This window comes from Pseudomonas duriflava (assembly GCF_007830155.1).
GTDB classification, from domain to species: domain Bacteria; phylum Pseudomonadota; class Gammaproteobacteria; order Pseudomonadales; family Pseudomonadaceae; genus Chryseomonas; species Chryseomonas duriflava.
This window is the reverse complement of record NZ_VLKY01000022.1, coordinates 15,465-36,233: the sequence shown is the minus strand read 5'-3', so window position 1 is coordinate 36,233 and position 20,769 is coordinate 15,465. Positions and strand designations below refer to the sequence as shown.

The window sequence follows — 20,769 nt, the reverse complement described above, 5'->3', positions numbered from 1 at the left end:
TGTCTGTCTTTGTTGGTAGTCATAAACACGACCGTTTGCCTATCCCTTATGGTAAGGGGAAAACGATGTCCGGTGTTTCAGGGGGCTTGTTCACGGGACGCCAAGCCGTTCGCCTATTGTCTTTCATCAAGCGCACCTGTTATCGCACCATTAACTCTTGCATCAAAAAAGCTTACTTATGCCTTGTTCTGTCGGGTAGCAGAGGTCTAAGAGAATCTATACAACTATAGCTGGAATAAGCTGACCCTCTGGCTCTCAGCTTTGGAGTCTGTTCATGACTAAAAATGACGCTGGAAAATAAAAGGCATGCTTTGGCAGGGTCAGCTATGAGAAACCCATACAAACGAGAGATTGCAGTCCGGACAATATAGAAGGCTTAGGGTATACATACGTACAAGCTCACAAGTGCCGCATGCAGGGCAATTCTCAATTGTCGTCATGGGCTACCTCTTAAAGCTTGAAGCCGGGCTACTTCTAGTTAAAACAACTGCCGAGGCTGAGAGGAGAGTGCGAGACCTGCAGCAGTTTACACAAGCAAAAGCAATGTCCATTGCTTCCATAAGAAAAACCGGCTCTTCATCGGCAGGGTTTCGACCGTTGGTCGTCAACGCGCCTGTCAATAGCCATGCGCTCAAGGAGGTATACCTGAGCGACTGAGCGAGCCCCCTGGCATAGGTTGTCTATTGCCAGACAGGTTGTATGACTCACACTACTTTTCCGCCAGGTAATATACTGCATCCTCTAAGCCTGAGAAACAGCCGCCGCCAATTCGTTGCGCTGGGTCAGCAACTGGATCTGTTCAGAGCGATACATGGCCGATAATTTAAAGCTGCTTTTGGTCTGCGAACCCAACCAAGACTGAATACACTATATGCCCGATAACCCTTGGCCATGAATATGGCTACCTTCATAAGGAACTTGCTTCCATGGCTTCCCCAGATAAACAACAAAAACGCGCACAGCGGGCCAAGGCCAAGCAAAACCGTTTGGGCAAATCTAATGCTAATTTCGTACATCCGGTGCTAGCCAATCCGCAGATCAACGAGCCGTTCGATGATGTCGAAATCGATTTAAGTGCATTCGACTTCAAAGACATCGAAGAGAACGGTTTCGACCCGGCTCTTTTCGACGACCTGTTCCAGGCGATGAAAGTTGGCGAAGGCATTAGCCTGCTAGCAATGTGTCTGGTGTTTCTGCAATACCCAGTGTTGGAGCTGGTAGTCGCTGAGGAAGCGGAAGACGCGGCCACTGACTTTATGATGGGCCTGCTGATCACTTATCGTGGGATTTTTCACGATGAAGACGAAGACAAGGCAGTAATTTGGATCAGCGGCGATCCCTTCCAGAACGCATACAACGAAGCATCAATGATACTGCAGAAAAAGAACGCTCGCCGGGTTTCAGGCGTCCGCGTTTAGCCGCACACTGATTCAGCTAATATCTAGAGCAGCCGAGAGCGGTTATTGCACTGAGTCTGCCCGATGCCTGCTCTTGATCATGGATTCGACCGATGAACACAACATACTGAACCCTGTAAAGGTAGAGGAGCGTTGCAAATAAAGCAAAAGCTTGGATTTATTACACCGAAAGCCAAAAAGTGTTGAAGTGGAGTTGCTGGAAGGCAAGCGATTCGCTTGCGCAGTTGTTCGGGCGAAACCTTCTTAATCCAACTCCTAATCCATGCCAAGAGCGTCCTGTTTACCGTCGTCTAGCGCCTTAATCTCGTGCTCAGGATTAAAAGCCTACTGACCCGCGGTTTGCGTGTAGATAAAGAGGTCGAACAGCAAAAACTGGACATTAGTCTGCATGGAGAAAAAAGCCTACGGCTGCGCATGTGTTTGAAATAAAAAAACCAACCTTGAGTCGGTTTTTTATGAGCAATCACTTAATGAGCGTTGACCCAGTGGGACTGAGTCGAAGTCTGTTTGGCGTTGGTAAGCCGTGTCACGCTTGGCAAGTAACAGACAGAGCGATGCCGTAAACACGATGGATATCAGCCAGGAAAGATCCGCTCCGTGCAGATAATGGGCAGCTGGGCTAGTGTAAGTCAATGTCGCTAAAAAAGGTAACTGTACAAGTTATAATAGTTAACTAATCACGGACACTGTGTTAAGTTTTCCTGGGCGATTGCAGGCGCTAGCCCTTCATTGAACTGATATCCAGATACTCCCTCTGTTTCGGATATTGACAGAGAAGACACAAAGCTAGTTGTCTCAACCAATTCCTGTTTTTTCTTCTGTTGTAGAAGGAACAGGAATAACTACGCTCATGAGGACAGAGGCCTCGTCCCTATAACCCTCGTACGCGTGCGTGTAGGCTCCCTCGTACGGATGAGGAGGATGCCTCAGCAGCACGACGGTAGAATGGTCATTGAGTTTGTATATTTCGTCAGGTTGTTGATGGCAGAGACCACTAAAGCAAACAGCTAAGAAGGCGCGGGTAATTTTTCATAAGGCACTGGTCAGTGCTTGGGTTGTTCAGCAATTTCACCTCCCAGATACCTCATAATCTATGGCTCCGCGATGTGTAGTTCCGCTCGGTCCCCGTATCGGCCAGCGCCGTGGGCCAGTGTGCACCAAAACTGCTTCAGAGCGGGCTAGGCTGCCCAACTACGCAGCGCTTCTTTGCTGGCCCCGGGCGTCGCACGGCTAGTCGAACAAGAAGCCTACTCATGCACGAAAGCTGGCCGGTACGTCAGCTATGCAGCTTGCATCAAATCGCGCAAGTCCCAAGGGCACGCCCATAATAACCTGGCACAGTTCCTGCCTGATCATCCTATGAGTAGAAGCGGTTAGCGCCCCCGGCGCGGGACATTGCTCTTGCGGCCACCTATTAGTCGCACACCCCATTTAAGGGTGCTTTGTTCATGCCCCCAGGGCTCGACAGGAGAGGTCTACCGCCATGCGCAGAGATGCGTCGCTCATTCCTTCCTATAGTCCGGCGCCGAGACATCGGCTGCAGTCGCTCCATTCTGTTTCACCCCTTTCGGTCGATCGACGCTTTGGACGCTTAGCGACTTCACCGTGCCTTACCCATGGAGACATCCAATGAAAACGATGAAATCGGGACGCCTCGTGTCCGTTCTGTGGACGCTGGCCCGTTGGACAATACTACCGGCCACGCTGCTGGCGGCCGCCACGGTACAGGCCAACGACAAGCTTACGCTACTCACCTCCTGGTATGCCCAGGCCGAGCACGGCGGCTTCTACCAGGCGGTGGCCGAGGGTATTTATGACAGGCACGGACTGGACGTGACTTTGAAAATGGGTGGCCCGCAGGTAAACGGTATGCAGCTGCTGGTCGCACGCAAGGCTGACGTGATTGTCGGCTACGACTTCCAAGTGCTGAAGAACCTTGAGCAGGGCCTGCCGGTGGTGGCCATCGGTGCCTGCTTCCAGGGCGACCCGCAGGGGCTGCTGACTCACGCCGACGTCAAGGGCCTTGACAGCCTAAAGGACAAGACCATCCTTGTCGCTACCTCTGGACAGACGTCTTGGTGGCCTTGGCTCAAGGCCAAGCATGGGCTGTCGGACAGCCAGACCCGGCCCTACACCTTCAACCTGCAGCCGTTCTTCGCCGACCCGAATACAGCACAACAGGCCTACGCCAGTTCCGAGCTGTTCCAAGCCCGCCAGCAGGGCGTAGAGGCCAATTTCTACCTGTTCGCCGACCACGGTTACCCGCCTTATGGCTCGACGTTAGTGACCCGTCGCGCCCCGAGGTGTTGCAGCGCTTCTATGACGCAACCATGGAAGGTTGGAAGCGCTACCTAGCGAACCCGACGCCGGGCAATGCGTTAATCAAGCAGGACAATCCAAACATGGAAGATGCGCAGATCGCATGGGGTATTGAGCGGATGAAGGAGTTCCAACTAGTCACCGGTGGCGACGCGGCCTCCTCTGGCATTGGCGTCATGACCGATGCGCGTTGGCAGTCGACCCGCGACTACATGGTCGAGGCCGGCCTGCTTGGCAAGGCCGTGGATTTCAGGCAGGGCTATGACCTGCGCTTCGTCCACGGCGCCAACAAGGTGCTGCCCTGAGCCCGACCGTGATTCGTACGCGCCCCCGATCAATGAGGAGAGAGTCATGCTAGTAACCCAACAACCCGTCCTGCGCCGCTTCTGGTATGCGTTGATGCCCACTGCGAAACTGGCCGAGGGCCCGCAGTCTTTCACCCTGCTCGGCGAGGCGTTGGTGCTGTGGCAAGCGCCCGACGGCACCCCGGTGGCGATGCGCGACCGCTGCTGCCACCGCACCGCCAGGCTGTCGAAGGGCTTCATCAGCGAAGGCGGAAATCTGGCCTGCGGCTACCACGGCTGGGAATACGACTGCAGCGGCAAATGCGTGAAGATCCCTCAGAATCCTGAAGGCATGATTCCACCGGGCGCCAGGGTCGAGAGCTTTCACTGCCAGGATCGTTACGGCTACGTCTGGGTCGCCTTGGGCGACCCGCTACAACCGATTCCGGAGTTTCCCGAGGACGGGGCGCCCGGCTACCGGCGCATCTTTCAGTTCTACGAGGAATGGAAGACCAGCCCGCTACGGGTGATGGAGAATTCCTTTGACAACTCGCACTTCTCCTTTGTGCACAAGGCCAATTTCGGCCTGTTCGACCAGCCCAGGCCGTCGAGATACGAATTCCGTGAGACCGACTACGGCTTCGAGGCCGAGACGGTGGTACCGATCCGTAATCCTGAGGCAAGTTTCCGTATTACTGGTAGCACCGAGCCGGTTACCCGGCGGCATCTGATCAACCGCTACTACCTGCCGTTCTCGCGGCGTTTCGGCTGCATGTACCCTGACAGCGGCATCCACCACATCATCTACAACTGTGCCACGCCGATTGATGACGGCCGCCTGATGCTGGTGCAGTGGTTGTACCGCAACGATTGCGAGGAACAGTGCTCGACCCAGGAGCTGATCGATTGGGATGCCGCCATCACCGCCGAAGACCGTGAGATTCTTGAAGCCACCGAATACGACGCCTGCATTGATACCCGCCGCCGGAGGGAATTCCACATGCCCTCAGACAAACCGGGGCTGGTTATCCGCAAGCAATTGCTGGCATTGCTGGAGACACACGGCGAAAGCGAAGTATTTCTGACTGTCTGACATATGCCAGAAACGGGACCGATCCATGCAGATCGTCAGTCGCGCGGCAGGCTGAGCAGGCCATCGCGCACCTAACGGGAGTACGCCACCATGCTGATGCACACTCTTTCCATAGATACGGTCCAGCCTGAGCCTGGAGCGCCCTGCGAGGCGACGCTGCCGGTATTGCTGGCTAACCAGGTGGAGAAAATCTACCCCAACGGCACCCAGGCGCTGCAGCGCCTAAAGCTGTCGATCGAGCGCGGCGAATTCGTCTCGCTGCTTGGCCCTTCCGGTTGCGGCAAGAGCACGCTGCTAAAAATGTTTGCCGGCCTGGAGTCCCCTTCAGCCGGGCATATGCGCTGGTGGGGCAAGGGCAATTTGGACGCCGACCAGCCTGGCCAGCGCATGGCCATGGTATTTCAGGAAGCCACCCTGATGCCGTGGGCGAAGGTCGCCGACAATACCCGTCTGCCGCTGGACCTGGCCGGCGTACCGAAGGACGAGGGTAACGTGCGAGTGCAAGCTGCGCTGGCGCTGGTCGGCCTAGGCAAATTCGGCGGCGTCTATCCGCGCGAGCTGTCCGGCGGCATGCAGATGCGTGCCTCGATCGCCCGCGCCCTGGTGGTGCAGCCAAACCTGCTGCTGATGGACGAACCCTTTGGCGCGCTCGACGAGTTTACCCGCAACCGCCTGGACAGCGATCTGCGTGACCTCTGGCAGTCGCGCGACCTGACCGTAGTGTTTGTTACCCACAGTATCTACGAGGCGGTGTTCCTCTCCTCGCGCGTGGTGGTGATGGGCGCGCGACCGGGACGGGTGCTGGCCGATGTCAAAATCGAGGGCCCCAAGGAACGCGACGAGGCCTTCCGTATTTCCGGCCCCTTTATCGAGCAGTGCGCAAGGCTCTCTGCGCTACTCGCCGAAGCCAATGCCAGCCAGGGCCTCAGAGGTGACGACCATGAATAACTCCGCTCGACCCCTGATGGCCGACCCGCACGTGCAGCGCATCGCTGCGCCGTTCCTTGTTGGCCTTATACTGCTGGCCCTCTGGCAAGTACTGTGCGTAACGCTGAAGGTACCAACCTATTTGGTACCAACGCCGCTGGACATAGGCCGCGCGCTGATCACAGACGGACCTATGCTGCTCGGTGCGCTGCTGGTCACGCTAAAGATCACCTTGCTCTCGTTCACCCTGGCAGTGGTACTCGGTGTAATCGCCGCGTTTCTGTTCGTACAGAACCGGGTAATCGAGGCCAGTCTGTTTCCCTACGCCATCCTGCTCCAGGTGACCCCGGTAGTGGCCATCGCGCCGCTGATTATCATCTGGGTAAGTAACACCACGCTGGCGCTGACCATCTGCGCGACACTGGTGGCGATTTTTCCGATCATATCTAATACGGTACTAGGCCTGCGCAGTGTCAACCCAGGGTTACTCAACCTGTTTCGCCTGAACCGTGCCAGCCGCTGGCAGACGCTGCTGCGGCTGCGCATTCCCAGCGCCTTGCCGTATTTCTTCGGCGGCCTGCGCATCGCCTCTGGGCTGGCGCTAATTGGCGCAGTGGTTGCCGAGTTCGTCGCCGGCACCGGCGGCACGAGCGCCGGGTTGGCGTACCAGATTCTGCAGGCCGGCTTCCAGCTGAACATCCCTCGCTTGTTCGCCGCGCTCTTTCTCATCGCGCTGGCCGGCGTGCTGCTGTTCAGCCTGATGGCCATGCTGGCGCGGGTCAGCTTGGGGCATTGGCACGAGAGTGAGCAGGGAGGACGGTAGGGCAGCTGAAAAATGGAAGCTGAAAGCGTGAACTCCAAATCCTGTAGAAGCGATTTCGACCACGAGCCAACACCAACTGAATAGAGACACCATGCATACAAACACCAACTGGCTGATCCGCAGCGCCAGCGCCATCCTTACTGGTATGCCTGGTGATGCGGCGCGTCACGCGGGGCCGGACATCCGCATTCGCGATGGCCGCGTCGCGGCTTTGGGCACGCTGGAGCCGGAGGCGGACGAAGCTGTCATCGACGCCCGCGACTGTGTGATCTACCCGGCCTGGGTCAATACCCACCATCACTTGTTCCAATCACTGCTCAAGGGCGAGCCACGCGGTCTGAATCAGACACTGACGCCTTGGCTGGCGGCCACGCCTTACCGCTTTCGCGCGGCTTTTGACGAGGACAGCTTTCGCCTTGCCGCACGCATCGGCCTGGTTGAGCTGGTCCGCTCGGGCTGCGGCACTGTCGCTGACCATCATTACCTGTATTACCCTGGCATGCCGTTTGATAGCGCGGCCATCTTGTTCGAGGAGGCCGAAGCCCTAGGCGTGCGCTTCGTACTCTGCCGCGGTGGTGCCACCCAGACCCGTCAGCTCGAAACCGAACTGCCGAAGGCGCTGCGCCCAGAGCGTTTCGACGACTACCTGGCCGACGTCGAGCGGCTGGTTGCCGCCTATCATGATCCTGCCAGCAATGCCTGGCGCCGCGTGGTGATGGCACCGACCACCGCGCTGCATTCAACCACCCCCGAGCAACTACGCGAGACGGCAAAAACCGCCCGCTACCTGGGTATCCGCCTGCACAGCCACCTTTCAGAAACTGTCGACTACTTGGACACGGCGCGCGGCAAGTTCGGCATGACGCCGGTACAATTCTGCGCCGAGCAGGACTGGATCGGTCCGGACGTGTGGTTCGCCCACCTAGTAAAGCTGCTCCCCGAGGAAATCCGTCTGCTTGGCGAAACTGGAACTGGCATCGCCAGTTGCCCGCAAAGCAACGGCCGCCTGGGCAGCGGTATCGCCGACCTGCCGGCACTGGAAGCGGCAGGCGTCGCGGTCTCGCTTGGGGTAGACGGTGCTGCTTCCAACGAGGCCGCAGATATGCTGTCGGAAGCTCATGCGGCCTGGCTGCTGCAGCGTGCGCGCAAGGGCGAGCAGGCTAAGCCGCGGTATGCTGGCGGCGAGTTCGAGGGCGGTGCAGATGCTGCCAGCATCGAGGATGTGCTGCGCTGGGGCACCGCCGGAGGCGCACGAGTACTTGGGCTCGAGGCGGTCGGCACGCTGGACGTTGGCCAGGCGGCGGATCTGGCGATCTACCGGCTGGACGACCCGCGCTATTTTGGCCTGCACGAACCAGCCATCGGACCCATTGCGAGCGGCGGTCGTGCCCGCCTGCAGGCGCTGCTGGTAGGTGGGCGCAGAGTGGTTGAGGACGACTGCATCCCCGGGCTTGACATGGCCGAGCTCGGCTGGCTGGCACGTGAAGCAGTGGTGCGTTTGAAAATGCGGGCCGAGACACTGCCTTGAGCTGGCTTCATCCACCTGGGCGAGGGGCTAGCGGACGCGTTACAGGCGCTTCGCTGTCGTTTCGCGATTGGCGGTGCGCCGTAGGGCTCACACCTGGTGACAACCACTATTTTCTCTTTTCCTTTAGAAGTATTGTGAGCAATCTAGGCATAGCGTTGGTTAATCGCCTTCGAGCAACTTTGATCAACCAGGCTACTTTGGCATTTTTCTCGGTTGCAGCCTTTATCCAGTGCCTGGCGGTGCTTGGCGCTATTGGTATTACATCCTGTCAGGCCGCCTTTAAGTAGCTTCAGCCGTAATGCTAGGTGTTTGGTCCCAGGGGATGCGCCTGAACTTGCGGGTCTCGTCATTGACCAGCGCTTCGATTCTGGTGATCAATTCTTCCTTGTCTTTCTGTGTGGCGTTTTCTTACGCTGTTTGGTACGGGTGTGAAGCTGTTTGGCGTCAATGATGCGATGCTTGCCGTGACGAGGGCATGCTAGCGATAAGTGTGTAGAGCAATTACTGCTGTATTATTTTTAACTTTTTTGTTCTCGTGTCTCACCCTGAATCCTTGCGGTATCCCTTAGCGGAGGAAGACCAAATACTCGCGTGTAATCACGACTAAACTGTGTTGCGCTTTCATAGCCCACTTCGAAAGCAGCGCCCGTGACGTTTTTAGCTCCAGCTAAGAGAAGTGTTCTAGCCTGTAAAAGCCGCACCCGCTTTTGATATTGCAGCGGACTTAATGTGGTCACAGCTTTGAAGTGGCGGTGAAAGGCGGACACGCTCATTGCCGCCCGTTGAGCAAGGGTTTCAACTCTAATAGGCTCGGCAAAGTCTCGACGGATCCATTGGATAGCCTGGCTTACACGAGCGAGGGCGGTATCGGGTGCTGCTATTGCTCGCAGCATCCAGCCGTGAGGCCCCTGCAATACACGATACAAGATCTCACGCTCATAGACAGGAGCGAGCGCTGCAATTTCCTCGGGACGCTCCATCAAGCGCAGCATGCGCACCCAGGCGTCCATCAATTCAGGCGTCACGGCGGCCACTGAAAACCCTGCGTCCTTTGGAGAATGCCCTACAAACATTGGCAGGTCCATCAGCAGCGTGGAGAGCACCGTCGGGTCAAGTGTCAGACTGACGGCGAGATAGGGCTCGCCTGAACGTGCGGGATGAACGGCCCCCACGGCAGGCAGTTCGACAGACATCACGAAATAAGTCGCCGGGTCATACTGAAGTGTATGTTCGCCAACGGTCATCGATTTGCTGCCTTGCAGGATCAGATTGATCATCGGATCGTAGACAGCTGCCAGCATGTGCTCTGGAATCTCACCCTGAACCATGGCCACACGGGGAATACCGGTTTCAGTCCGACGATTTTCAGCCTTGGACGCCAAGGAACGTAGCTCAATGAGTTGATTGTTCATGAGAGACATCCTGATCCCGATAGGGTGCCTTGCGCAAGAGAAAAGCAGAAATAGGCAAGTTTCGAGTAGGAACGGCTGAGTCCGTAAGAGGGGTTTTGGCTACTGTGGTTACTCCTCTTATCGACAACGGAGCATCCTATGGGCGTTATTTTGATTACCGGCGGCAGCCGTGGCATAGGAGCTTGCACCGCCGAGTACTGTGCCCGGCAAGGCATGGGCGTCATCCTGACTTACAAGAGTAATGCGCAGGCTGCACAGTCTGTAGTGCGCCGTATTGAGCTGGCAGGAGGCAAAGCTGCAGCGCTTAATTTAGACGTGGCGGAGATCAGTAGTTTCCAGAGCTTTCGCGAAACCCTATTACTCACCTTACAGGCCAACTGGGGTATCGACAGGCTTAGTGGTCTGGTTAATAACGCAGGCTATGGTCAGTTTACTTCTTATGCATCAGTGACGGAGTCGCAGTTCGATGGCCTGCTTAATATTCATTTAAAAGGTCCCTTTTTCCTCACGCAATTGTTGCTTTCATTGATGGAGGAGGGCGCAAGTATCGTCAACCTGACCAGTGCCACCACTCGCGTGGCGACAGCCGGCGTGGCGCCCTACGCAGCCTTCAAGGGTGGGCTGGAGGTTCTCACCCGTTACATGGCCAAGGAGTTTGGTGAACGGCAGATACGGGCCAACTCGGTTTCGCCAGGTGCGATTCGTACTGAGCTTGGCGGAGGGCTAAATGATGAGTTTGAGGCTCTGCTGGCAGCGCAGACAGCGCTTGGCCGAGTCGGTGAGCCAGAGGACGTTGCAAGGGTCATCGCCATGCTGCTGTCGGAAGATAGTGCTTGGATCAATGCCCAGAGTATTGAAGTTGCAGGCGGCTATATCATCTAACACTCGAGAGATTTGCCATGCTGGATCATATTTTCCTGTCCGTAAGTGACATTGCACGCTCTATCCGTTTTTACGAGGCAGCCCTGATGCCGTTGGGCATCACCGCTCGCCTGGACTATGACGGTAAGGATGGCCCGTCAGGGCATCCTGACCTCAAGGGGTTTGGCGCCAACGGCCGAATGTTCTTCTGGTTGCGAGAGGGCGTTGTTAAAGGACAAACCGTGCACGTAGGTTTTGTAGCGCACAGTAAGACCGAAGTGGAAGCCTCCTACGCCGCTGCAATAATCCATGGTGCTGTCGATAATGGCACGCCGGGAGCACGTTTGCACTATGACCCAAACTATTACGCTGCCAATGTGCTGGATCCTGACGGTTACAGTTTGGAGTTTGTCTACAAGAACTGGCAGCACGGCCAATGAGTACCCTTCTTATCTACGGTGCTAGCGGCTATACCGGTCAAATGGCAGCGGAGCAAGCCAAGGTTCTGGGGCTTACCTTCGAAGTAGCGGGCCGCAATAAGCCCGAAATTGCCTCCCTTGCTAAGTACCTTGACGTACCATGGCGAGGATTTGAAGCCGATGCACAAGCAGAGCACTTCCTGGATGGTATCGACGTGTTGCTCAATGTTGCAGGTCCCTTTGCGCAAACGGCAGAGCCATTAATGCAGGCTTGCCTAAAGACAGGCACTGATTACCTGGATATCGCCGCAGAGATCAATGTTTACCGACGCGCAGAGCAATTAAGCGCTGATGCCACTATGAAAGACGTAATGCTCTTGCCCGGCGTGGGCTGGGACGTCGTGCCCACTGATTGCCTGGCAATGCATGTGAGACAACGCGTAGAGCAACCTCAGTCCTTGCACATTGCGCTTCAGGTACCGGGCTCCATGTCCCGAGGTTCAGCCAAGAGTGTTGGCGAGATCCTAGGGGCTGGGCTATTGGCCAGAGTAAATAATCAGCTTATCCCAACGCCTGAGGCGCAACCACGGCATTTTGATTTTGGCAACGGACCGGTTTTATGCCTGCCCCTGTCTTTTGGTGATCTTGTGACGGGCTGGCATTCAACGGGAATTCCTAATATCGCCATGTTTGTACATCTCTCAGGCAATGCGTTTCCTACGGGAGACCTCTCGCAGCTACCTGATGGCCCTACGGTTCAGGAGCGCAATGCCCACCGGGCTCGTGCAGTGGCTGAGGTAATGGCCGCTGACGGTACAGTTACTCGCTCAATTATAGAGACCATTAATGGTTACTCTTATACCCCGCTTGTGGCTGTGGAGGCTGCGCGTCGTGTACTGAATGGTGAGCGACGTTCAGGCTTCGAAACACCCGCACGGCTGTTCGGTAAGGTCTTTGCCGAGACCATTGCAGCAACGACGATTACAGACTTCTAAAGATCGATAGAGTGATCTATCACCTGGTCTGACTCAAGAGGCTTTACTGAACGCATGAGCTTCCAGTTCACGGGCGATCAATCGGCCAGCGGTTTCTGCCACAGTTATAAGGCGCTTAGTTGGCAGGCCATTACAAGCCGCAGCCGATAGTCCACGCAGCGTAACGGAAAGATAATCAGCCAGTTCTTGCGCGCCCTGTGGGTAAATTTGCTCAAGGTAAGCGCGAATGGCCATGAGACCTTTGTTGGCAAGGCTTTCAGCCATTTTGCGCGCGACATGATCATCGGCTCTCAGGCCCTCGGTAATCATGCAGCCGCGCAATAGGCGATCCCGTCCGTATTGCTTGGCTGCCGCCACTAGCAATGCCTTGAGCGCCTCAGCCGGTGGTCGATCAGGAGCTAATAGTGTCTCCAGCGGCAGTGCATTTTCGCGTGCGTAGCGAAGCATGGCCCGCTCGAACAATTCGGCCTTGCTACCGTACGCAGCATAAAAACTCGGGGGCTTTATATCCATGGCTTCGGTCAAGTCAGTCAGGCTGACAGCGTCGTAACCGCGCTCATGGAACAGCGCCTGGGCGATGGCGATTCCTGCATCGCGATCAAAGGCTGGACGGCGCTTACGGGGCTTATCGTTCATGGTGACCTCATTGATAGAGTATGCAGTGTAGCGACCACTAAACAAGGGATCAATCAAAAGGCGCTAGCAAGCACCTTATATAGTAATCACTAAATAAATTGTGTAATTCCTGAATTGTATATAGTGTCTGCTAAATAAATTATGTATTTCCATCCCTACAGAGGTACTGCGTTATGCAATTCAAAAACAAGATTGTTCTGGTTACCGGTGGATCATCAGGTCTGGGGCTGGCGATTGCGAGAGAGATGGCCGAGCAGGGGGCTCATCTAATTATTACCGGGCGCCAACATGATCAGTTGGACGAGGCTGTAGCAAGCCTGGGTAGCCCTACTGTGGCCATTGCAGCCGATGTTTCGTGCGTATCGGATCTGGCAAGACTATTTAGCGAGGTTGAGTCGCTTCATGGTCGTATAGATGTCCTGGTTGCCAATGCAGGGATGGGAGAAATAGCTTCGCTAGGAGCCATCACCGAAGCCAGCTTCGAGCGAATATTTAATACTAACGTAAAGGGCGTAACATTTACTGTGCAAGGAGCCCTGCCTCTGATGGCAAAAGGGTCTAGCATTGTCATCATAGGCTCTACGGCCTCAATCAATCCTGGCTCAGGTTTAAGCGTTTATGGCGCAACCAAGGCAGCCCTTCGAGCCCTGGTCAGAAGCTGGATACTGGACATCAAGGGTTCAGGCGTTCGGATTAATTTGCTTAGTCCGGGGCCGGTAAATACCGAGTCGCTAAAAAACATGCTGTCAGAGAATGCCGAACAGGTGATCCAGTCACTTAGTGAAAAGAGCACGATTGGACGTATTGGCGAACCTCAGGAAATAGGACGCGCGGTGGCGTTTCTGGCCAGCGATGCCGCAAGCTATATCAATGGCGTCGAATTATTTGCCGATGGTGGCGCATCCCAGGTGTAAATCAGGCGTCTCATGTCTGCGGCTTGGCTCTCTTAAACCATTTCAGCTCTGTTCAGGAAATGCTCATGCCTCATTCGACGTTAATGCACGTGCCCTCCATGCCCAATCAGGCGAACAGTCGTGCCCTTGCGCCCACCGTTATTCTCAGTGCGCACCTGATGTTGCAAATAGATTAAGCAGAAAGAGGCCAAGCATGAGCATTCTTGATCATATCGAGTTTTCCGTTAAAGACGCTGAGGTTTCCCGCCAGTTCTACGAGCGAGCACTAGCACCGTTGGGCGTCAGGCGAATCATTACCGTGCCCCCTGCAAATACCTGTAACGGAGGCACTCGCCATGGATTTGGAAAGGGTTATCCATGTTTATGGGTACATGACAGGGATATTCCCGGCAAGGGTAATCATATCGCTTTCACCGTACAGGAACGAGCTCTCGTCGATGCTTTCTACCATGAAGCCGTGGCGGCTGGAGGAGAGGGCAACGGAGTCCCGGGTGTTCGGTCGCATTATCATGACAACTACTATGCTGCATATGTGCTTGATCCGGACGGGGTTAACATTGAAGTTGTCTGCCTGGTGGCATGTGAAGCTAATACCTAGGGGAATAGGAGGACTGGCCACAAAAAGAGCTGGGCCACCAACCAAGATACAGAACGTATCAAGCGAGCTGAAGGATGCTGTGATGATGCGTCTATCGAAATAATCCCGGATTGCCGTAATGTCCTTGAGGCAGATGCGGAAGTAAACCTGATTGAGACAGCAAATACTTAGGAAGGTAACTTTGCTCAGGTGCTGGAGAAGGCGATAGCCATAAGGAAAAGGAGTCGAGAGGTATTTCTGAAGCCAGCGCCTCTTCATCTATGACTTCGAGGTACTCGCGCACGGCGCGGCTTCTGAGCGCTGGATCGCGTCAGTCGACCTCATCCCCCGCCACTCCATTTTGCCGGCTGGCATCCCTCTTGATGGCGCTGGCGTCGACGGCGAAACCTTTACCCTTAACCGGGCCGGCATGCAGCGTTGCAACACCTCATTAAAAAATCAGCGGGAAATCACTATCGTGGAAACGGCCGTAACGATTCTTCGAAAAGGTTGGTGATTCCATACTTCGTCGCCACCATTTCGTTGCAGCCGAACTGGCCCCGGTAGCAGGCGACGTACAGCGGCTTGCTTTCGCCTCCCACCAGCTGTGACGACAAGCCCTCGCGGTTGATCGCCTGGCGAACTTTCAGGTTGGCCAACGGCGAATCCTGCGAGGACGTGCCGCGAGCATCTAGAATGAGAAAGCCGATACGCATGGTGCCGCTGCTCTTGACCGTTAGATTGGGCACGGCCTTGAGCTGTTCGGCCTGGTCGGGAGCGATCTGCCAGGCCCAATCGATACCGCCGGTCATGAGTTCGGCGAGACGGGTTTCCGGATCGGGGATGACCCGGGAGCGGATATGGCTGATATGGGGCTGCCCTTGAAATAATTCGGATTCCTGTCCATCGTCACGCCCTGTCCAGGCGTGACCGAGACGGCCTTCTAGGGTCCGGTTCCGATCGGCTTTTTGGCGAACTCGGCTAGCCCTACCTTTTCGAAATAGGTCTTGGGAAACATCGGCACGACGCTGGACAGGTATTCCAGCGCGGGCGGGAAAGGCTTCTTCATGTGCAGGCGCACCGAATAGCTGCCGAGTTTTTCGGCGCTTTCGATCCAGTCTACGCTCTGCCGGGTTACTACCTTAGAATCAGGGGAGACGGCCCAGTTGAGAGTGAACACTGCGTCATCGGCCGTGAATTCGTTGCCGTCGTGAAATTTCACGCCATGGTGAAGCTCGAAATCGATCGTCTTGTCGTCGACCTGTTTCCAGCTCTTGGCTAGCATCGGTTTGTATTCGCCCGAGTTGGGATCATGATAAATAAGTGTGTCCTAGATCAGGCGGCCAAGAATGACGCCTTCACGAACATCATTGTGATAGGGGCTGATGTTCTCTGGCTCACTGTCTGAGGCATAGACTAGGGTGTCATCCGCCTTGCTGGCGTGAGCGGACGTTTGCAGAAAAAGCGAGAGCAGCGCGGCGCTGCAGACGAAACCTTTGAATCCCATGCCGTCGTCTCCGTTGGCGTTATTGGTGTCATCAAAGGCAGGATCGCAATGCGAAAGAATAAAAGAGGCAACGTTTCTAATTTTTCGCTGAGCTAACTCTAGACGCGCTTCGTGCAATGCCACAAGAATAATATTTCGAAACTTTCATTGCCGAAATGGCATGTCAGGAGGCGAGATGCAGCTCTACGGTGTGCAGTCGACGGCGCTGCGATATTTTCTTGAGGTGGCACGCTGCGGCTCGATCAGTGAGGCTTCTTTGCGGCTCAACGTGGCGGCGTCGGCTGTCAGTCGACAGATTGCCAAGCTTGAGCGCGATCTTGACTGTCTGCTCTTTGAGCGTCGTGCGTGTGGCATGGTCCTGAGCGAGGCGGGCCATAGGCTAGCAGCTCACGCACGCAAGGCGCAGCTGGATGCCGAACAGGTGGTCTCGGAGATCAAGGAGCTGCATGGCCTGCAACGGGGACAGGTTCGGTTGGTGTCGTCGGAAGGGTTCGCCCTGGACTTCCTGCCGGCGGCGATTGCAGCGTTTCGTAAGCGCTATCAAGGTATCCGCTTCATGCTAGAGGTCACGGCGCCAGCGAATGCCACGAGCAAGGTCCGAATCGGCGAGGCGGACTTGGCGTTGACGTTCAGCCTATCCCCCGAGCGCGAGATCAAGGTAAAACACACCATCACGGGAGCGATTCATGCCGTTGTTTCCAACTGTCATCCACTGGCAACGCGTGAAGTGGTCACCCTGGCCGAACTGCAGGCCTACCCCATTGCCTTGCCGCAGAGCGATACCACAATACGCCAGCTGTTCGATATCGCCTGTGCCGCGCAAGGGTTATATTTCGAACCGGTGTTCACCTGCTCGGCCATCGGGCCGCTGTACCGGTTCGCCATGGAGGAAGGTGGCATCAGCTTGGCAAGCCGCATGACTTTGCACCGCCGGGTACTGGATAATCAACTCAAACTGATACCGATTGCCGATGAGGGAATGCAAGCCCGACGTATCGAGCTGCAGAGTATGGCAGGGCGCGTCCTACCCGTCGCGGTTACAGTATTCCGGGATTTCCTGATCGAGTCGTTGGTAGAGATGACGTGAGAACTCAAGATGCTCCAGATCCGCCACTGGATTCCAGATGCATCGCGGCTAGCCTGCAGAAAGGCTACTGCTGAGACGAGATAAGTCCGCCTGGGCTCGAAATAGTCCAGAGGATACCGAGCCCATCGTGGCGGCATTCACTTCCAAGACCGGCGAGGCCCGGTAGGAGTAGCTACAGCCGCCATAGGGCTCAATGCCCAGGGATGGCGTCGATCGTGGATACGGTGCTCTGCAGTTACGTCACGCAGCGGATCAGTAGCTTGCCACCAATCCATCCTTGCGCGGATCGGAGCCGCCGACGTAGCCGTCTTTGGTACGCAGAATGATCTGCGCGCCACCAAAGGCAAACACACCGCTGGGCGCTTGTACTTCGATATCGTGCCCCTTGGCTTTTAGTCCTTCGATCACCTCCGGATTGAAACTGCGCTCCACTGCAACCTTGCGCCCTGACTCAATGCGCCAGCGAGGCGCGTCCGCCGCGGCTTGTGGGTTCTGCTTATAGCGCAGGATGCGCAGCATCATCTGCAAATGCCCCTGGGCTTGCATCGGGCCGCCCATCAGGCCGAAGGACATCAACGGTGTGCCGTCGTTATTCATGACGAACCCTGGAATGATGGTATGGAACGGACGCTTGCGCGGCGCGACAACATTGACGTGCCTGGGATCCAGCAAGAACCCGGCGCCACGATTCTGCAGGCTGATGCCAGTACCCGGCACGACTACACCCGAACCGAAACCCATGTAGTTGGACTGGATGAACGACACCATCATGCCGTTTTCGTCCGCCACTGATAGGTACACCGTACCGCCCGGCTTCGGTGAGCCGTGGCCCGGATCGCCTGCGGTTTCACCAATTAGTTCGGCACGCTCCTTCAAGTACGCCGGATCAAGCAGGTGTTCGGCCATGACGCGCATGTGGTCCTGGTCGGTGATGTGATGGTTGAGGTCCGCCAGCGCCAGCTTCATGGCTTCAAGCACGGCATGAGTGGTCTCGATGCTGTCGACCGGATGATCGCCGATGCCTAGGGCTTCGAGAATGCCTAGGCCGCTCAGCGTGGCGATGCCCTGGCCATTAGGTGGCAGCTCGTGAACCGTAGCGCCAGCAAACGGGACGGAAAGGGTATCGATCCAGTCAACGGTGTGGCTAGCTAGGTCATTCAGGCTCATTGCGCTGCCGTTCGCGTTGCCATGGGCGATCATCGCCTCGGCCAGTTCACCCCGGTAGAACGCTTCACCCTTGGTCTGGGCGATCCTCTCTAGCGTCCTGGCATGGTCGGGCAACATCACCTTTTGTCCAGCCTTCGGCGCTGCCCCAGTAGCAAGAAAGCATTCGGCGAAACCGGGCTGGTTCTTTAGCAGTTGAGCGCCGCGTCGCCAGAGCTCGGCGATGATTGGGGTTACCTGATATCCCTCACTTGCATAGCGGATCGCGGGCGCGGCGATCGTCGTGAGCGGCAACTTGCCATAGTGTTCGGACAGTGCGACCCACGCGGAGACAGCGCCCGGAACGGTAACCGCGCCCCAGCCGCGCTCAGGTATGGCTGTCTGTCCGGCGAAGTGTTCGGGCGTCCAGGCCGCTGGAGCACGGCCGGACGCATTGAGGCCCTGCAGCTTCTCGCCGTCCCAGATGATGGCGAAGGCATCGCTGCCGATACCGCAACCAGTGGGCTCAACCACGGTCAGCACCATAGCGGCGGCGATGGCTGCATCCACGGCATTGCCGCCCTGGCGGAGCATGTCGAGGCCGGCCTGGGCGGCCAGTGGCTGAGAGGCGGCGACCATGTTGCGGCCCATAACAGGAGAACGGGCCGAGGCGTAAGGTTGGCTGTAGTCCAGATCAGCATGCATGGGTAGGGTTCCCTTTAGCGGCAAGTTGAAAATAAGAAGGAGTAAAACGAAAAGGGCCAAGAGTCTGTTCAATGTCTGTTGTGCATCGACCAAACGGCGCTGAAAACGCTCTAGATCGCAAGTCCGGGCTAGGCGTCCCCGTCGAAATGCTCATTTACAGCTCTTAAACTCGATTATTGGCTCGGTTCGCTTTCTCAAGCATCGTCGCGGAGCCGCCCAGGCCTTGTTTGTCTCTAGCGCACAAGACTTTGGACGGGCTCTAGGATTTGGGGTCGAGGGCATCGCGCAAACCATCTCCCACAAGGTTGAAACACAATACGGTCACATAAATCGCGATACCGGGCACGATGGACATCCAAGGTGCCTGCTCTAGAAAGTTCTTCGCCGTGTTGAGCATCGACCCCCAAGACGGTGCTGGCGGTTGCTGGCCGAGGCCGAGGAACGACAAGCTGGCTTCTGCGAGGATCGCCGACGCGATAGTCAGGGTCGCCTGTACCACCAGCGGTGGTAGCACGTTCGGCAACACGTAGCGCAGAACGATCCAGCGGTCCGGCAAGCCTATCGCCCGTGCGCCTTCAAGGTAGTCTTCATGGCGGATCGATAAGACCTGACCTCGTGTGAGCCGGGCGAAAATCGGCATGGCGGACAGGCCGATGGCAATCATGGCGTTGGTCAGGCTAGGTCCGAGGAACGCGCCTAGAGCTATGGCCAGCACCAGGAACGGGCACGACAGCAACGCTTCCATCACATGGGAGATCAGTGCATCAAGCTTGCCGCCGAAATAACCGGCTATAAGGCCTAGTGGCACACCGATCGCCATAGCGATGGCGACAGAGACACCACCGGCCAGCAGCGAACTGCGTGCGCCCCAGATCAGACGGGATAGAATGTCCCGTCCCAATTCATCGGTGCCGAACCAGAACTCGGCTGAGGGTGCTTTGCGTACCGATAGGAAGTTGGCTTTCAACGGGTCGGCGGGTGCTATCCACGGAGCGAGCAGGGCGATCAGTATAAAGAGGATCAAAATGGCTGCGCCGATTAGGGCGCCTTTGTTGCCCATGAATTTCTGCAAAAAGCGCGAACGCAGGCGCGGCTGGACCGCTGCGGGTGCGGCAGGAGCGAAGGCAGTCATGCGGCATTCCTCAAGCGGGGGTTGATCAGACGATAGAGCACATCGGCCAGGAGGTTGAGCAGGACGAAGCCGATCGCCACGCACAGCACCACACCCTGGACCACGGAATAATCGCGATTGAAGACTGCATCGACGATCATCTTGCCGAAGCCGGGAATGCTAAATACCTGCTCGGTCAGTACGGCGCCGCCAAGCAGTTCACCAAACAGCAGTGTGGTCATGGTCACGATCGGCATCAGCGCGTTACGAAACGCATGCTTAAGCACCACCGCCATGGGAAATAGGCCCTTAGCGCGTGCCGTGCGTACGTAGTCTGAGCGCAGCACTTCGAGCATTGCGCCACGGGTATGACGCATCAAGGTGCCGGCTAGGCCCGTACCTAGGACGAACGCCGGCAGAAGTAATGTCTGTAGATTACGCGACGGGCTTTCGGAAAAGGGTACGAAGCCGGAGGCAGGCAGCCATTGTAGCTTCACGGCAAAGATCATGATTAGCACAATGCCGAGCCAAAAGTTCGGAATAGAAATACCGGATAGCGCCACGACATTCGCACCGTAGTCCAGTGCCGTGCCTTTGCGGATGGCGGAAACAATGCCGGTCGGGATGCCGATCAGCAGAGCGACCAGCAGCGCCAGGACCGCCAGTTCGATGGTTACCGGCAGTTTCGACAGGATCAGCTGAGACACCGGCTGTTCGGTCCGCAAGGACATACCCAGATCGCCTGTCAGGGCGCCTTTGGCCCAACTCAGGTATTGAATTGGCATAGGGTCGTTCAGGTGGTATTTCTCGCGCAGGTAATTGACTACCGCCGGGTCACGTTCTTCACCGGCCATCGCCAGCACCGGATCGCCGGGTAGCAGCTTCTGCAGCGTGAAGACGAACAGCGAGACCAGGATCAGTGTCGGGATAGCGCTGAGCAGACGGCGTAGGATGAATGTCAGCATAAAACCTCGTCAGGAACGGCCCACCCTATGGGAGCAGGCCGCAGC

General features: G+C 56.5%; 18 protein-coding genes and 2 pseudogenes. 13 read left to right on the top strand and 7 right to left on the bottom strand.

Features of this window, described 5'->3' with window-relative positions; genetic code table 11:
- Window positions 1-926: 926 nt before the first annotated feature.
- The 7 genes from IQ22_RS20845 (at window position 927) to IQ22_RS20820 (ending at window position 8,392) form a co-directional block, all read left to right on the top strand.
- On the top strand, window positions 927-1,418 hold the full coding sequence (locus IQ22_RS20845; RefSeq protein WP_145145607.1) for a hypothetical protein: 492 nt from the start codon (window positions 927-929) through the stop codon (window positions 1,416-1,418).
- A gap of 1,629 nt (window positions 1,419-3,047) precedes the next feature.
- Window positions 3,048-3,773: an ABC transporter substrate-binding protein gene (locus tag IQ22_RS20840; protein WP_244309339.1), complete on the top strand. Its 726-nt coding sequence runs from the start codon at window positions 3,048-3,050 to the stop codon at window positions 3,771-3,773.
- A complete protein-coding gene (locus IQ22_RS23685) occupies window positions 3,749-4,042 on the top strand; it encodes a substrate-binding domain-containing protein (RefSeq protein WP_244309337.1) in 294 nt (97 codons plus the stop codon). Before IQ22_RS20840 ends, IQ22_RS23685 begins: the two co-directional genes overlap by 25 nt.
- A 46-nt stretch (window positions 4,043-4,088) precedes the next feature.
- Entirely contained in the window at window positions 4,089-5,114 is a 1,026-nt protein-coding gene (locus tag IQ22_RS20835) for an aromatic ring-hydroxylating dioxygenase subunit alpha (protein WP_145145605.1), read from the top strand.
- 90 nt (window positions 5,115-5,204) lie between these two features.
- The gene (locus IQ22_RS20830) at window positions 5,205-6,062 is read left to right on the top strand and encodes an ABC transporter ATP-binding protein (protein ID WP_145145603.1); all 858 of its coding nucleotides are present in this window, start codon (window positions 5,205-5,207) and stop codon (window positions 6,060-6,062) included.
- A 67-nt stretch (window positions 6,063-6,129) separates the two neighbouring features.
- Window positions 6,130-6,864, top strand: a complete 735-nt coding sequence (locus tag IQ22_RS20825) for an ABC transporter permease (RefSeq protein WP_425298886.1) — start codon at window positions 6,130-6,132, stop codon at window positions 6,862-6,864.
- Window positions 6,865-6,955: 91 nt separating this feature from the next.
- A complete protein-coding gene (locus IQ22_RS20820; RefSeq protein ID WP_145145599.1) occupies window positions 6,956-8,392 on the top strand; it encodes an amidohydrolase family protein in 1,437 nt (478 codons plus the stop codon).
- Window positions 8,393-8,910: 518 nt separating this feature from the next.
- On the opposite strand, the gene IQ22_RS20815 is transcribed toward IQ22_RS20820, so the two are convergent.
- Window positions 8,911-9,804 (bottom strand): AraC family transcriptional regulator, encoded by an 894-nt coding sequence (locus IQ22_RS20815; RefSeq protein ID WP_208733678.1) that lies wholly within the window; start codon window positions 9,802-9,804, stop codon window positions 8,911-8,913.
- A gap of 138 nt (window positions 9,805-9,942) precedes the next feature.
- Between IQ22_RS20815 and IQ22_RS20810 the strand changes: the two genes are divergently transcribed.
- Genes IQ22_RS20810 through IQ22_RS20800 form a run of 3 tightly spaced genes read left to right on the top strand, consistent with a single transcriptional unit; the run spans window position 9,943 to window position 12,079 of the window.
- Entirely contained in the window at window positions 9,943-10,686 is a 744-nt protein-coding gene (locus IQ22_RS20810; protein WP_145145597.1) for an SDR family NAD(P)-dependent oxidoreductase, read from the top strand.
- Between the two features lie 17 nt (window positions 10,687-10,703).
- Entirely contained in the window at window positions 10,704-11,105 is a 402-nt protein-coding gene (locus IQ22_RS20805; protein ID WP_145145595.1) for a VOC family protein, read from the top strand.
- The gene (locus tag IQ22_RS20800; RefSeq protein WP_145145593.1) at window positions 11,102-12,079 is read left to right on the top strand and encodes a saccharopine dehydrogenase family protein; all 978 of its coding nucleotides are present in this window, start codon (window positions 11,102-11,104) and stop codon (window positions 12,077-12,079) included. Before IQ22_RS20805 ends, IQ22_RS20800 begins: the two co-directional genes overlap by 4 nt.
- 33 nt (window positions 12,080-12,112) lie before the next feature.
- Here IQ22_RS20800 and IQ22_RS20795 read toward each other — a convergent pair whose 3' ends face one another.
- Window positions 12,113-12,715 (bottom strand): TetR/AcrR family transcriptional regulator, encoded by a 603-nt coding sequence (locus tag IQ22_RS20795; RefSeq protein WP_145145592.1) that lies wholly within the window; start codon window positions 12,713-12,715, stop codon window positions 12,113-12,115.
- A 173-nt stretch (window positions 12,716-12,888) separates the two neighbouring features.
- On the opposite strand from IQ22_RS20795, the gene IQ22_RS20790 reads away from it, so the two are divergent.
- Window positions 12,889-13,629: an SDR family NAD(P)-dependent oxidoreductase gene (locus IQ22_RS20790; protein WP_145145590.1), complete on the top strand. Its 741-nt coding sequence runs from the start codon at window positions 12,889-12,891 to the stop codon at window positions 13,627-13,629.
- A 193-nt stretch (window positions 13,630-13,822) separates the two neighbouring features.
- Window positions 13,823-14,227: a VOC family protein gene (locus IQ22_RS20785; protein ID WP_145145588.1), complete on the top strand. Its 405-nt coding sequence runs from the start codon at window positions 13,823-13,825 to the stop codon at window positions 14,225-14,227.
- Between the two features lie 157 nt (window positions 14,228-14,384).
- On the opposite strand, the pseudogene IQ22_RS20780 reads toward IQ22_RS20785, so the two are convergent.
- Together IQ22_RS20780 and IQ22_RS20775 are read right to left on the bottom strand one after the other, a co-directional pair.
- Window positions 14,385-14,737, bottom strand: a pseudogene (locus IQ22_RS20780) (transposase); the annotation flags it as partial.
- Window positions 14,728-15,713, bottom strand: a pseudogene (locus tag IQ22_RS20775) (ABC transporter substrate-binding protein); the annotation flags it as partial. The pseudogenes IQ22_RS20780 and IQ22_RS20775, both read right to left, overlap by 10 nt.
- A 175-nt stretch (window positions 15,714-15,888) precedes the next feature.
- Here IQ22_RS20775 and IQ22_RS20770 point away from each other — a divergent pair.
- Window positions 15,889-16,800, top strand: a complete 912-nt coding sequence (locus tag IQ22_RS20770) for a LysR family transcriptional regulator (protein WP_145145586.1) — start codon at window positions 15,889-15,891, stop codon at window positions 16,798-16,800.
- Between the two features lie 252 nt (window positions 16,801-17,052).
- Here the strand turns inward: IQ22_RS20770 and IQ22_RS20765 are convergent, their stop codons facing one another.
- The 3 genes from IQ22_RS20765 to IQ22_RS20755 form a co-directional block, all read right to left on the bottom strand.
- Window positions 17,053-18,648 carry a gamma-glutamyltransferase family protein gene (locus IQ22_RS20765; RefSeq protein ID WP_145145584.1) on the bottom strand — a complete coding sequence of 532 codons (1,596 nt, stop codon included), beginning with the start codon at window positions 18,646-18,648 and terminating at the stop codon, window positions 17,053-17,055.
- A gap of 259 nt (window positions 18,649-18,907) precedes the next feature.
- On the bottom strand, window positions 18,908-19,780 hold the full coding sequence (locus IQ22_RS20760; protein ID WP_145145582.1) for an ABC transporter permease: 873 nt from the start codon (window positions 19,778-19,780) through the stop codon (window positions 18,908-18,910).
- The gene (locus IQ22_RS20755) at window positions 19,777-20,724 is read right to left on the bottom strand and encodes an ABC transporter permease (RefSeq protein WP_145145580.1); all 948 of its coding nucleotides are present in this window, start codon (window positions 20,722-20,724) and stop codon (window positions 19,777-19,779) included. The genes IQ22_RS20760 and IQ22_RS20755 overlap by 4 nt, the downstream gene beginning before the upstream one ends.
- Between the last annotated feature and the right edge of the window lie 45 nt (window positions 20,725-20,769).

Coding starts and splice junctions, on each gene's coding strand:
- IQ22_RS20845 (WP_145145607.1), top strand. CDS start 927: ATGGCTTCCCCAGATAAACAACAAAAACGCGCACAGCGGGCCAAGGCC.
- IQ22_RS20840 (WP_244309339.1), top strand. CDS start 3,048: ATGAAAACGATGAAATCGGGACGCCTCGTGTCCGTTCTGTGGACGCTG.
- IQ22_RS23685 (WP_244309337.1), top strand. CDS start 3,749: ATGGAAGGTTGGAAGCGCTACCTAGCGAACCCGACGCCGGGCAATGCG.
- IQ22_RS20835 (WP_145145605.1), top strand. CDS start 4,089: ATGCTAGTAACCCAACAACCCGTCCTGCGCCGCTTCTGGTATGCGTTG.
- IQ22_RS20830 (WP_145145603.1), top strand. CDS start 5,205: ATGCTGATGCACACTCTTTCCATAGATACGGTCCAGCCTGAGCCTGGA.
- IQ22_RS20820 (WP_145145599.1), top strand. CDS start 6,956: ATGCATACAAACACCAACTGGCTGATCCGCAGCGCCAGCGCCATCCTT.
- IQ22_RS20815 (WP_208733678.1), bottom strand. CDS start 9,804: ATGAACAATCAACTCATTGAGCTACGTTCCTTGGCGTCCAAGGCTGAA.
- IQ22_RS20810 (WP_145145597.1), top strand. CDS start 9,943: ATGGGCGTTATTTTGATTACCGGCGGCAGCCGTGGCATAGGAGCTTGC.
- IQ22_RS20805 (WP_145145595.1), top strand. CDS start 10,704: ATGCTGGATCATATTTTCCTGTCCGTAAGTGACATTGCACGCTCTATC.
- IQ22_RS20800 (WP_145145593.1), top strand. CDS start 11,102: ATGAGTACCCTTCTTATCTACGGTGCTAGCGGCTATACCGGTCAAATG.
- IQ22_RS20795 (WP_145145592.1), bottom strand. CDS start 12,715: ATGAACGATAAGCCCCGTAAGCGCCGTCCAGCCTTTGATCGCGATGCA.
- IQ22_RS20790 (WP_145145590.1), top strand. CDS start 12,889: ATGCAATTCAAAAACAAGATTGTTCTGGTTACCGGTGGATCATCAGGT.
- IQ22_RS20785 (WP_145145588.1), top strand. CDS start 13,823: ATGAGCATTCTTGATCATATCGAGTTTTCCGTTAAAGACGCTGAGGTT.
- IQ22_RS20770 (WP_145145586.1), top strand. CDS start 15,889: ATGCAGCTCTACGGTGTGCAGTCGACGGCGCTGCGATATTTTCTTGAG.
- IQ22_RS20765 (WP_145145584.1), bottom strand. CDS start 18,648: ATGCATGCTGATCTGGACTACAGCCAACCTTACGCCTCGGCCCGTTCT.
- IQ22_RS20760 (WP_145145582.1), bottom strand. CDS start 19,780: ATGACTGCCTTCGCTCCTGCCGCACCCGCAGCGGTCCAGCCGCGCCTG.
- IQ22_RS20755 (WP_145145580.1), bottom strand. CDS start 20,724: ATGCTGACATTCATCCTACGCCGTCTGCTCAGCGCTATCCCGACACTG.